Annotated in this window: 15 protein-coding genes and 1 pseudogene; 3 read left to right on the top strand and 13 right to left on the bottom strand. The window is 59.0% G+C overall.

The genetic code is table 11. From position 1 onward, the window contains the following. Positions 1-81 precede the first annotated feature (81 nt). The gene (locus tag ROG8370_RS18625; RefSeq protein ID WP_139838225.1) at positions 82-696 is read right to left on the bottom strand and encodes an ABC transporter permease; all 615 of its coding nucleotides are present in this window, start codon (positions 694-696) and stop codon (positions 82-84) included. 64 nt (positions 697-760) lie between these two features. Here ROG8370_RS18625 and ROG8370_RS18630 point away from each other — a divergent pair, with 64 nt between their 5' ends. Then, positions 761-1,087: a universal stress protein gene (locus ROG8370_RS18630; RefSeq protein WP_085828645.1), complete on the top strand. Its 327-nt coding sequence runs from the start codon at positions 761-763 to the stop codon at positions 1,085-1,087. A 124-nt stretch (positions 1,088-1,211) separates the two neighbouring features. Here ROG8370_RS18630 and ROG8370_RS18635 read toward each other — a convergent pair whose 3' ends face one another. From ROG8370_RS18635 to atpD, 12 genes are all read right to left on the bottom strand, one after another. Next, positions 1,212-1,559 carry a SpoIIAA family protein gene (locus ROG8370_RS18635; protein ID WP_170925304.1) on the bottom strand — a complete coding sequence of 116 codons (348 nt, stop codon included), beginning with the start codon at positions 1,557-1,559 and terminating at the stop codon, positions 1,212-1,214. A gap of 286 nt (positions 1,560-1,845) precedes the next feature. Next, positions 1,846-3,216, bottom strand: a complete 1,371-nt coding sequence (locus ROG8370_RS18640; protein ID WP_085828647.1) for an MBL fold metallo-hydrolase — start codon at positions 3,214-3,216, stop codon at positions 1,846-1,848. 1 nt (position 3,217) lies between these two features. Next, positions 3,218-4,228: an LOG family protein gene (locus ROG8370_RS18645; RefSeq protein ID WP_245827513.1), complete on the bottom strand. Its 1,011-nt coding sequence runs from the start codon at positions 4,226-4,228 to the stop codon at positions 3,218-3,220. 74 nt (positions 4,229-4,302) lie between these two features. Then, positions 4,303-5,274 (bottom strand): F0F1 ATP synthase subunit gamma, encoded by a 972-nt coding sequence (locus tag ROG8370_RS18650; RefSeq protein ID WP_245827517.1) that lies wholly within the window; start codon positions 5,272-5,274, stop codon positions 4,303-4,305. Further along, complete coding sequence (locus ROG8370_RS18655; RefSeq protein ID WP_085828648.1) at positions 5,222-6,775, bottom strand: F0F1 ATP synthase subunit alpha; 1,554 nt, start codon at positions 6,773-6,775, stop codon at positions 5,222-5,224. Before ROG8370_RS18655 ends, ROG8370_RS18650 begins: the two co-directional genes overlap by 53 nt. Continuing rightward, positions 6,765-7,535: a F0F1 ATP synthase subunit delta gene (locus tag ROG8370_RS18660; RefSeq protein ID WP_085828649.1), complete on the bottom strand. Its 771-nt coding sequence runs from the start codon at positions 7,533-7,535 to the stop codon at positions 6,765-6,767. The genes ROG8370_RS18655 and ROG8370_RS18660 overlap by 11 nt, the downstream gene beginning before the upstream one ends. A 3-nt stretch (positions 7,536-7,538) precedes the next feature. Continuing rightward, positions 7,539-7,826, bottom strand: a complete 288-nt coding sequence (locus tag ROG8370_RS18665) for a F0F1 ATP synthase subunit C (RefSeq protein ID WP_085828650.1) — start codon at positions 7,824-7,826, stop codon at positions 7,539-7,541. Beyond that, positions 7,823-8,509, bottom strand: coding sequence for a F0F1 ATP synthase subunit A (locus ROG8370_RS18670; protein WP_085828651.1), 687 nt, complete (start codon positions 8,507-8,509; stop codon positions 7,823-7,825). Before ROG8370_RS18670 ends, ROG8370_RS18665 begins: the two co-directional genes overlap by 4 nt. Then, positions 8,506-8,805, bottom strand: coding sequence for an N-ATPase subunit AtpR (locus tag ROG8370_RS18675; protein WP_212580123.1), 300 nt, complete (start codon positions 8,803-8,805; stop codon positions 8,506-8,508). Before ROG8370_RS18675 ends, ROG8370_RS18670 begins: the two co-directional genes overlap by 4 nt. Continuing rightward, on the bottom strand, positions 8,802-9,089 hold the full coding sequence (locus ROG8370_RS18680; RefSeq protein WP_085828652.1) for an AtpZ/AtpI family protein: 288 nt from the start codon (positions 9,087-9,089) through the stop codon (positions 8,802-8,804). Before ROG8370_RS18680 ends, ROG8370_RS18675 begins: the two co-directional genes overlap by 4 nt. After that, positions 9,086-9,496, bottom strand: a complete 411-nt coding sequence (locus tag ROG8370_RS18685; protein ID WP_085828653.1) for an ATPase — start codon at positions 9,494-9,496, stop codon at positions 9,086-9,088. Before ROG8370_RS18685 ends, ROG8370_RS18680 begins: the two co-directional genes overlap by 4 nt. After that, entirely contained in the window at positions 9,493-10,887 is a 1,395-nt protein-coding gene (gene atpD / locus ROG8370_RS18690) for a F0F1 ATP synthase subunit beta (protein WP_085828654.1), read from the bottom strand. The genes ROG8370_RS18685 and atpD overlap by 4 nt, the downstream gene beginning before the upstream one ends. 465 nt (positions 10,888-11,352) lie before the next feature. Between atpD and ROG8370_RS18695 the strand changes: the two genes are divergently transcribed. Together ROG8370_RS18695 and ROG8370_RS21505 are read left to right on the top strand one after the other, a co-directional pair. Next, positions 11,353-11,559 carry a hypothetical protein gene (locus ROG8370_RS18695; protein WP_085828655.1) on the top strand — a complete coding sequence of 69 codons (207 nt, stop codon included), beginning with the start codon at positions 11,353-11,355 and terminating at the stop codon, positions 11,557-11,559. A 25-nt stretch (positions 11,560-11,584) separates the two neighbouring features. After that, positions 11,585-11,708, top strand: a pseudogene (locus ROG8370_RS21505) (IS110 family RNA-guided transposase); the annotation flags it as partial.

The following is an 11,708-nucleotide window of genomic DNA, read 5'->3' on the forward strand; positions in this document are numbered from 1 at the left end:
GGCCACTGCGTCAGGGAATGGGTTGCCGCCCGCAACCAGTTCGCTATCCTATACCCAGAACGGTTCAACAAATGATCCGTTTCAAACGCATGGGCTAAGCCTCATACACAGAGTTTCGGATACTCCCAGCAATCCGGGCACGATATTGTACTGCGTGATGCCTTCGGGGTTGTAGCGGCGATGAACAATGACCTGAAGGCTGCCGCGCGCGGCTTCTGCCGCCTGGTTTTCGGCATCGCGTTCGTGCAAAAGCGCTTGGGCGGCGACCGTTCGCAGCGTCGATATCGCGCCGGATGCGACCGCCGGGTCAGTGGCATCCGCCTCGATCAAGATCCGTGGCGTGTCTCCCCTCTCGACCCGGCTGCCGAAATCCGAAGGAATAGTCACGACAAAATAGACCTCCCCGCGCGCGATAAGCCTTTCAGCTTCGCTTGCGGTCGCATTCGGATAGGTAAACCTGTAATACCCGGTCAATTCCAGAGCCGTGACGATGGCGCGGGTATAGCGGTCCTGTGCCGGACTGACGAGCGCGGCCGACAGCCGCTTGGGATCGGTGTTGATCGCGAAACCAAAGAGGATCAGAAGCATGAGCGGGATACCGAGCATCATCGCAAATGTCACCCGGTCGCGGCGCATCTGAATCGCTTCCTTGCGCAGGATCGAGCGCAGTCGAGAGCGAGAAAAGCTCATCGTCATGTCTGCGTATCGCCTGTCCCGCCGATTAAGCGAATGAACGCGTCTTCCAGGCTCGTCTCAGACCGTGCCGCGCGGCTGCCGGCCGCGGACGCCACGGCCATCACGGCAGCCTTCAGTTTTTGCGCGTCCCGCCCAACCCGACGATGAGCCGCCCGACCTGAAGGATGTCGCCGCCCGGCTGGCCTGGCATGGTATTTGCTCGAAAATCGAAATTCGCAAGCGTGGCCTTGGGTCCATCACCGACGCGCTGCTGACGGCGGCGCAAGACCATCAGTGCGGACTTATTGTCATGGGCGGCTATGGCCGGTTTCGGTATTCCGAAGCCTTGTTCGGAGGTGTGACGCGTCATGTCATCAGGAATTCGTCCATGCCCGTGCTGATGATGCATTAGACCTGTGCAGGCGGCTCGCCCCATCGGGGCGCATCCCTGAGATCAAGACCTCAAGCCTGATGAAAACCGTGCCCCAAAGACTGGCCCTGGACACCAATGCCGGTGTCGCCGCAGACAGGGTGACTCATCCTCTCAGCCAGTGCCATGCATCCTGCAATTCCTCTGCGGAAAAGACGCGAACCTCGCCTTTGAAAAGAAAAGCGCTCAATCGAACGCACCAGACAACCCAGTCGGGCGCCCCCACAAGCGCGAGGCGTTCAAAATCAGCGGCATGGCGAAAGCCCAGGGACGCATCCTGCCAGGCCGCCGACATGTCCCATCCCCGAAAGTCCGAATCCGCATAGAATAATACCCGCAGTGTGCCATGTTCGCGGAAAAGCTCTTCGAGCTTGGGCAGAAATTCCGCATAGTCACTTTCGTGAAGCATGCCGGTGACATGCAGGCCAACAATGCCTGCGCTGCTCTCTTTCATGAATTCTATCATGTCTGCTGTCCTCCTGGGTCGGTTTGATCAATCTGGTTCTCACTGTGTCCTTCGGTCCACTCCCGCCGCTTCTGAAGCCGTTGTGCGCCTCCGCTACACGTCGCCTTTGAGAGTCTGTCGGCCAGAGCGTCATCGCGCAAAGGCACTTCACGGGGTTCGACACCTGTCTGTACCGTTTCATTAGGACGCTTGCGTCTTCTCTCCCCTGATCGCGCTCACGCCGTTTCTGTTCCATGTTTCCTGACTGATCGCCCTTATGTGTTGGTGCGCTCACTCAAAGCGCGAAACTTTGATGTTGCTTGGGCATCTCAACCCGTGTTCCGCTCAAGACCTTGGCGAAGCTTTGCCGCGCTCCTGTTTCCCCATGGATCAGAAACGTGACTTCGGGCGTGCCGGTATGGCGGTGCCAGTTCAGCAATTCCTTGCGCCCGGCATGCGCCGAAAAGCCGTTGATCGTGTGGATATGTGCGCGGACGGGAACGTCGTGGCCGAACAGTTTCACCGATTTCGCCCCATCCACGATGATACGTGCAAGAGTGCCTTCTGCCGCGAACCCGACGAAAATAATGCTGCAGTCGCTGTGGGCCAGATTGTGGCGCAAGTGGTGGCGTACCCGGCCGCCCGTGCACATGCCTGACCCGGCTATCAAGACCGCACCTGATCGCAGACGGTTCAGCGCCATCGACTCCGACGCCTCGCGCACGAAGTGAAGATCGGGGAGCTTGAAGGGGTCCTGGCCGCTGCGCAGCATCTTCGAGATCTCGGATTTCATCGCCTCGGGATGACGCTCAAAGAGCTTGGTGGCGGAAATCGCCATTGGGGAATCGAGGAAAACCTTAAGCGATGAGCGGATTTTCTTTGCCTGCATCCCTTCCCGCAGAAAAAACAGCAGCTCTTGCGCACGTTCAAGCGCGAAGGTCGGAATGATGACATTTCCGCCGCGCGAATCCGCGTCGTTGATGGCCTGGTAGAGTTCCTCGATCGAGGCATCAAGTGAGCGGTGATCTCGATCCCCATAAGTTGTTTCCATTACAACGACGTCAACTCCGCCCGGCGGAGCCGGTGGATCAAGGAGCGGTCGCTCATCCGGACCGATGTCACCGGAAAACAGGATGCGACGGCGGCGTCCGCCGTCAACGGCTGCCAGAAGAATGCTTGCCGATCCGAGGATATGACCCGCATCAAAGAAAGTGGCGGTCATGCCCGCTCCAATCTCCAGCGGCTTGCCATACTCGGCCTTACGCCCGAATAGTTCGATGGCGTCCAGCGCGTCTACTGTATCATAGAGCGGCGCGGCCTTGTGCCCATGCCTTTTGCGGCGCCGTGCCTCTTCCTCGTGCAGATGCGCTGAATCCATCAGAACCAGACGCGCCAAATCGCGTGTCGCAGCTGTGCTGACGATCTCGCCGCAAAAACCGCGTTTCAGCAACAGCGGTATCCGACCGCAGTGATCCAGATGCGCATGGGTCAAAAGCAGGATGTCGACCGAAGCAGGGTCAAAGCCGAAGGGCGCGGCATTGTCTTCGTAAAGCTCGTGCCCGCCTTGGAACATACCGCAGTCAATCAGGATGTTTCGTCCCCCGACCGAGACGAGATGACACGACCCCGTCACGCCGCCAGCCGCTCCGTGGAAGGAAATACGCATTTCAGGTCCCGTCCTTGGTCAATCGCAGCCCGGCCCGGTCATACCAGCGGCGGATGTCTTGCCAGATCTCTTCGGCAGTTTCTGCGTACCAAAAGAGGTCCCTATCCTCGGGATCAATCACCCCTTCCTCGACCAGAAAGTCAGGGTCGAATGCCCTCGTCCAGTAGCTCCGCCCGACAAGGATCACCGGCACAGGTTGGATTTTTCGCGTCTGAATAAGCGTCAGGGTCTCGAACAATTCATCCAGCGTTCCAAAACCACCAGGAAAGACGACAAGAGCCCGTGCCCTCAGCAGGAAATGAAGTTTCCTGATTGCGAAGTAGTGGAAGCTGAAACACAGGCCGGGTGTCAGATAGGGATTGGGAAACTGCTCGTGAGGCAGAACGATGTTCATCCCGACCGTTGGTGCCTTGACGTCGTGCGCGCCCCGATTTGCGGCCTCCATCAGACCTGGGCCACCGCCCGTGACAATCGCCAAGTCGCACCCCTCCGCGCGCCCTACAACGCGGCCGAATTCACGGGCAATCTCATAATAACGGCTCTTGTCGAGGATGCGTCGTGCAATCGTGATGCGGGTTTTTATCTCAGCGTTGTCCGGGTCTTTTTCGATCTGTGCTTCCAGATCCAACAGGGCTTGGCGTGCGGCACCCGGCTCGGGGATGCGCGTGCTTCCAAAGACGACGATCGACTGCCCGATACCGTGCTCCCCCAAGAGGTTTTCCGCCTTCTGATAGTCTATCTGCAATCGCACACCGCGGGTTTCATCCTGCTGGAGAAACGCGACATCCTCATCGGCCTGGCGGTATTCGGGGCTTTTCAGAAGTTCGGCCACCAGCGCAGAGGCCCTTGGGTCTTCGACATCGGGCTTGGGCGTCTTCCACGGAAGCGCAACCTGGCGAACATGCGGATGGGCCGGTTCCGGCTTCTGTTTTGAAAGCGACATCGACAACCCACTTCTGTTCAGACCTGGAACGTCGAAGATGCCACTCTGAAAGATCGGCAGAATTGACATGCGTCAATCGTCACATGTGTTTGCCTCCGAAGGTAAAAGCCGCGCAGGTCTTCGCGAGCCAAAAGCAGTGCGGTCTAGGTTTGCCCAGGTTCACCGGAATGCGCGTCTTTGGGCTGACGTGCCGTGTTGTGATGCTTCTTTTTCAGCGCTTCAAATCCGATGATCACATCGAGCAGTTCAGTGGTGATTTCGCTTTGACGTACCGATCGCATCTCCGAACCAAGGCTCTCCAATCTGTCATCAACAGATTTCTCGGCCTGCTGCATCTGCGCCAAACGGGCCGCATTTTCCGTAACAAGCGCTTCGGCGGCAGCATGGAAAATGCTTGCGAAAAGGTGCCCCCGGACCAAGGCCTGAAACACGTCGGATGGCGGCATCGAAAATGACGGCAAGCTTCGCGAGGACCATGGCTTTTTTTGCAGGTTTCGCACAAGGCCTGGGTCGAGGGGCAAAAGATCGGTCACCACTGGCCGCTGTCCAACGGGTCCGTCGCGCGTGACATATGCCAGCGATACGGCCATGTCGCCCGACCCGAGGCTGTTTTGTATTTCGGCAAGCTGTTGGGTCAACTGGTTGGCCAGCCGACCGATGCCATCAACGGATGCTGGCGGAAAGACCGTCGTTTTGGGTGTCACCCCCAGATCGCTCAGCGCATCTGTCATCTGTGCCCCGACGCACAGAATGGCGCTTCCCTCGGAGCCGCCCGCCATGTGCTGTGTCAGATGGGCCGCAAGGGCCTCGTTGTAGTTGCCGCACAGACCGTGGTCTGACCCGAACACGATGAAAAATTTCGTACCATTGACCGGCCGGCCGACATCAAGCGGACCGACTTGGCTCAGGAACGCATGCAAACCCAACAAAACGGTTTCGTGATAGGCCGCGATCGCACTTGCGGCGTGTTCATAGGGCGCCGAATTGATCGCCGACAGCGTTTTCATCGTGTGCACGATGCTGCGGATATCCTGCATACTCGTCATGCGTCGCGAAAGTGCTTCAAGAGTTTGCGCCATCATGACCTTCCAAGTTCTTGCGGGCGGCGGACCCAAGCTTCAGCATCCGGTTGCGATCTTGGTCACTCAGCGCGTCGTTACCGCCGATACGCTCCGCGATATCGCCGAGCTCGCGCGCAACCCTTGATCTGAGTGCCGCCATCACACGCATTGTCTCGGCTTCGCTCAGCCCATCAAAATGTCCCTCCATTGCAGAAACGAGAACGGCGAGTTGTTCGATCGCCGTCATCGGGTCACGCTCTGCCTGACGCAGAGACGTCCGCACTGCTGCGCCGCGCGTCAATCTCTTGCGCGTCGCCTCATCCAGACGGGTGCCGAAGCGCGCGAAATCCTCGAGCTCTTCGAATTGCGACAGGGTGACCCGGAGATTACCTGCCACTGAACGAAAGGCCTTGCTTTGAGCCTTGCCACCAACGCGGCTGACGGATTTGCCCAGATCGACCGCCGGGAACTGGTTCTTGCGCACAAGACGAGGTGACAGGTAAATCTGCCCATCGGTGATCGAGATAAGGTTGGTCGGGATATATCCACTGAGGTTTTCCGCCTGCGTTTCAACCACCGGCAAAACCGTGATCGAGCCACCGCCCGCCGCCTCGGTGAATTGCCCCGCGCGTTCCAGCAATCGGGCATGGATATAAAAGATATCGCCGGGAAACGCCTCTCGTCCCGGCGGACGGCGCAGCAAAAGCGCCAGTTCGCGATAGGATCGCGCGTGGTGAGTGAGATCATCGAGGATCACCAGGACATCCCTTGACTGATCGGCAAAGTATTCGGCCATGGTCAGTGCGGCGTAGGGCGCCACGTAGGCGAGCGCCGCAGCATCCTCATCGCCCGCAGCCACGATGATGGTCCGTTTCATCATGCCACCCTCGGTGATTGCTCCGATGGCTTTGGCCACGGCATCGCCCCGCTGCCCGATGGCGCAATAGATGCAGATCACGTCGCTGGATTTCTGGTTCAGGATTGCATCCACGGCCAGAGACGTTTTACCTGTCTGCCGGTCGCCAATGATCAACTGTCGCTGCCCCAGACCGACCGGAACCGCCGCATCGACCACCTTGAACCCGGTCGCAAGCGGGCGTGTTATCGCTTGCCGGTCAAGTATCTTCGGGGCCTCCGCCTCAACGGGTCGGACCTCTTCAACCGTAATTGCACCTTGCTCGTCACACGGATTGCCGAGCGCATCGACAACACGGCCCAAGAGTGCCGCACCGACCTTGGTGCTGACGACATTGCGGGTCCGCATCACGCTTTCGCCAATGCTGACCCCTGCGGACGGGCCGAGCAACACGACACCAAGCCGACCGGGCTCGAGGTCGAGCACGATGCCCTGAACGCCACTGGCGAAGCGCAGCAACTCTTCCGACAAGGCGTGTTCAAGGCCGGACACGATCGCGATGCCATCCGCAATCTCGGCCACCCGCCCGATCTCGCTCAGACGAGGCCCGGGTGACGGGCTGTCGAGCAGCTTGCTCAGCATGTCCTCCGAGGCCCTGTCTTCCGGGCCTCTATCTTCCGCATGAGTGCTATTGCTCATCGGACTGTGCTCCGGAACCTTCTCGCGAGGACAGTTGCGCGTCGATCATCTCGTCAAGCCCGTCGAGATAGGTCTCTACTGTCCAGGCCAGCTGCGCCCCTCCGATCCGCAGAATGAGGCCGTGCGACTGCTCTTCGTTCGTTTCGAACCGAACGGAGAGGTCGGGAAACACCTCCTTCAATTTCGATTCCATTGCGTCCTGGCCCGCCTGAGACAAGGCGGCGTGCGACGTCACGACGGCTTCTGCGGCTTGTCCAGCCGCCCTCTTCAGGTCCGATGCCATCGGCTCGATCCGCCGCGCAAGCGATTGGACCATGCGCTCCTCCAGTGTCTCGTCCGCCAAATCGGTGAGCGCCTTGCCGGTCAGTGCCAGAATCGCCGAAGCGCCGACCCGGTGCAGTCTGGAGGTGTATTTCCGTTTCTCTTCATCAAGGTGTTTAGACCAGGAGGCGCGTTCGTTCTCCACCCTCTCGCGCGCTTCGGCCAGCAGAACGTCACGCTGCTTTTCGGCTTCTTTCCGGATCGTTTCAGTCATATCCGCCTGTTTCAGGTTCAGGCTTTCTATCTGATCTTGGTATTCCTGCTCTCTGGTCTCGGCCTCCTCGCGCGCGTGCACGGCCTCTTGCATGCGCTGCGTGATCTCTTCTTCACGTGCATCTATGCCGTCGAGGATCGGGCGATACAGAAACCGCTTCAGAAGCCAGACCAGCACCAGAAAGTTGACGATCTGAGCCGCCACAGTGATCCAGTCAATCGACATATATCAGCCGCCCATCGTTCCGGCCGCTTCCAGCGCCGCGTTCCAGAACGGGTTTGCAAAGATCAGGATCATCGCGACGACAAAACAATAGATCGCCGTCGACTCGATCATGGCAAGACTGACAAACAGAGTTCGCGATATTGTCGAGGCCGCGTCCGGTTGCTGCGCGATGGCGGTGAGGGCCGTCGATGCTGCGCGTCCCTCTCCGAGTGCCGGGCCCAAAGCTCCGAATGAAACCGTCAGGCCTGCGGTAAAAATCGATACGGCTGCGATAATGGTAAGCTCGGTCATTGAGTGTCCTTTTTTGGCTGGGATGATGCGGTGGCGCTCGAAATGTAGACCGTCGCCAGAATCGCGAAGATGTAGGCCTGGATCATTCCGGTCAGCAAACCGAGAACGTCCATGACCACAGGAAAGAAGAACGGTACGATGCTGAGCAGGATCGCGGCGATCACGGCGCCGCTCATGATGTTGCCGTAGAGGCGAATAGCCAGTGAAATGCTGCGCGATGCCTCTGAGATAATGTTGAACGGCAACATCACAACGGAGGGTTCCAGGTAGGTCTTGAGGTACCCGCCCAGACCCCGGCTGGTGATGCCGAACAGCGGTACAGCAATCAAAACCGACAGCGCCAGCGCGGTGGTCGTCGAAAGAGACGCGGTCGGAGGCGTAAACCCCGGCACGACGAGCAGCAGGTTGGAGACGGCCACGAACAAAAACAGGGTGCCGGCAAAATACAGCAGATGGTCTTCCCGACGCCCTGAGACTTCTTCGATCTGCGACTGGATGCCCAGCACAATGACTTCCAGCGTCGTGCGCCAGCGGCCCGGTGGCACATCCGGGCGCAGATTGCGCGTGATGAGCCCTGCGGCCAGCGTGAGCAACGCCATGACAACCCAAGTGAAAAAGACGGTCGCGTTGATCGCTATGCCCCATATCTCGAAAAGGATGTTCTGATCCGGAGAAAGCGTCATTCTGCACTCCTGACCGGCAATCCTGCGCGCGCGACCATGGTCGCAATGGCGCGGACAAGGACAAATGCAGCGGCGTATCCCAAAAGCGGCCACGGCCCCGCCTGATCCACGATCAGCCAACCAACCCCCAGAAGGCAAGAAATTCGCAGACCGGCGCTCAGCATAAGCACCCGCACGGGATGGGCAGATCGAAGTGCCGCCCGCATCCCCAATCCAAGCCCCGTGAAAAACATGGCACTCATCACAGCGCCTATAGCCAATCCAAAAGCCATCATGGCCCAATCGATATGTATCATCGCCCGCCTCCTTCCTTGTTGATCCATGCCGCCGCGATAAAGGCACCAAGCACCACGCCGCCGAGGATCAAGGCCAACGTCCAAGAAAAGCTCTGCGGCGCGACACGGTCGAGCCAGTGGCCCAGAAACGCCCCGCCCACAGTTGGCACGACAATCGACCAGCCGATCATGCCAAAGGTGCCAATGCCACGCAGAGGGCTTGGTCCGGGATTTTCACGGTTTGACTTCTTACGCTCAGCCTGGCGCGCGATATCTTCTGCCGGTTTGTCGTGTTTTCCGGTCATGATCCCGGCCTTTTCAATTCGACGAACCGGCGCACCATATCCGCTTCAAGCCGTGACAGGGCCGAACGCGCCTGCCGTTCCTCCTCATCCATCTGGATGAAACTCGCCTCGACCGTGTCCCTGAGTGTATCGAGATCGTCGCCACGCACACCGCGCAGGGCGACGACAGTCACCCTGTGACCTCGCTTGACCAGCAACCCCTCATCAAGCCCGAATATCTCCTCGGTGCCATCGACAAGCTGAAGGGTCAGTACCGATGGCATAATGGGCGTGACATAATCCACATGGTTCGGCAGAATTCCGAATGCCCCGTTCGGCGCAACGGCGGACAGCCGCGTGGCCTGTCCGTCAAACAGCGTCCGGGTTGGCAGCCGGAGGGTGACCTGCATGTCGGGTGCCATGGTCATGATTCCGCCTCCAGATCTTCAAGGCCACCAATCATATAATAGGCGCTCTCGGGCAGATCGAAATCCGTCTGGTCGAGGATCGTTTCGCACCCCTTCAGCGTATCTGCGATGGGCACAAGCTTGCCTTTGGTCCCGCTGAACGATTGCGTCGTGAAAAACGGCTGCGTCAGAAAGCGCTCCAACCGCCGTGCCCGCGCAACTATAGCCCTGTCCGCGGATGAAAGCTCTTCCAGGCCCAGCATTGCGATGATGTCGCGCAACTCTTCGTATTCGGCCAGTGTGCGACGGACTGCACGGGCGATGTCATAGTGGCGCTGTCCAACCACGGAGGGCGTCAGCATCATAGAGGCGGAGGCCAATGGGTCCACCGCCGGGTAGAGCCCCTCACTGGCACGCTTGCGCGACAAAACCACCGACGCCGAGAGATGTGAGAAAATATGCGCGGCGGCCGGATCGGTGAAATCGTCAGCTGGAACATAGACCGCCTGGATCGAGGTGATCGCACCACGCTTCGTCGACGTTATGCGTTCTTCCAACCCGGCCAGTTCCGTCGCCATTGTCGGCTGGTATCCTACGCGGGACGGCATTCGCCCCATGAGGCCCGAGACTTCCGCTCCCGCCTGTACGAAACGAAAGATATTGTCTATCAAAAGCAGAACGTCCTGACCTTTGTCATCGCGGAAATACTCCGCCATTGTCAGCGCCGTCTGGCCGACAAGGAACCGCACACCCGGCGCCTCGTTCATCTGGCCGAACAGCAAGACCGTCTTGTCGCGCACGCCGGCCGCGCCCATCTCGCGGTACAGCTCTTCGGCCTCGCGCGACCGTTCTCCAATTCCGCAAAAGAGGCTTACGCCCTTGTGGTGCTGGACGGTGTTGTTGATCAGTTCCGTGATCAGAACCGTCTTGCCGACGCCCGCGCCACCAAAGAGCCCGGTCTTGCCACCCCGTTCTATCGGCGACAGAAGGTCAAGTGCCTTGATCCCCGTCTCGAGGATTTCAGATTGAGGCACGCGGTCACTCAGTTTCGGCGGGCTTTGATGGATGCTGCGCCGCAGGGCCGTATCCGGCGCGGGGGCGCCATCCATCGGTGCGCCGAACACGTCGAGCATACGGCCGAGCACTTCTGGCCCGACCGGCACTTCGATCGGCTTGCCAGTGGCACGTACGGCCATGCCAAGGCCCAGCCCCCGGACAGGTGCCAGCGCCATGGCCCGCACCATTCCGTCGCCGATCAGCGCCGCGACTTCCAGGGCGACATCGCCAACGTAAAGCAGGTCACGGATGCGCGGGATTGCGTCATCGAAAATCACATCAACAACGCCGCCTCGAATGGCCGCGATGCGACCATCACCAGATATGTCGGCCCCATGCAGAGCTTTTGCGCTCATGTGTCACCTCTGGACGTTATTGCGATGCGCGTCCCCATCGTTCCGCTCAGAATGCCCCCTGCCCCAACGTCCCGAATGCGGTTTCGGGCGATAAGGCACCCTGCGCTGGACTGTCTGTCGGCATTGTATTCCTCCTATGACCCGAACCAAGTAGAGCGCCGCTACCGGACGTGAAATCGGCGGCTATGGCCAAGGCTTGGCGCATGCGCGGGACTGGCCGGGCACAGCTGAGGTCAGACCCTTGATTTGGAAGTAGAGTTGCCAGAAAAAACAAAGTGGCAATTGACGTTGATCAATTTGCACGCCTGTTCGGCAATGTCGCAGGCTCGACACACAATCCCGATTGGCGCCTTTGAATCCGCTGGTCGAGACCGGAGTTCAACAATTGACGCTGGTCAATCCTGGTGAACCCGTGTCGTGTAAATTCACCTCAAAATTTCATCTCATGTAAAAAGGGCGTCTCTGATGGCAAGCATCACCTCCCTTCAGGACAAAAAGCTGTCAAAGCAGAAGGTCGACTTGCAGGCCAACGCCCATGGCCGTCCGACCAGCACTGAACCACTACCGGCTGGCGCCGGTAGGATCAGCGATGTGCTGTTCCAGGTACTGAAGATGGGGTGGTTGCCGCCCTCCCCTGACGGCATCGCAATGTGCCAAGATGGTGGTCTGTAGACCATCTAACGGAGAGGACGGCAAAATGAAGGATACAATGATTGGTGTAGATCTGGCGAAGAGTATTTTCCAGGTTCACGGGGCATTGCTGTCGGGGAAGGAACAATTCCGCAAAAAACTGACACGGCCCCAGTTCTGGAAATTCATGT

The organism is Roseovarius gaetbuli, assembly GCF_900172365.1.
In the GTDB taxonomy this organism is placed as follows: domain Bacteria; phylum Pseudomonadota; class Alphaproteobacteria; order Rhodobacterales; family Rhodobacteraceae; genus Roseovarius; species Roseovarius gaetbuli.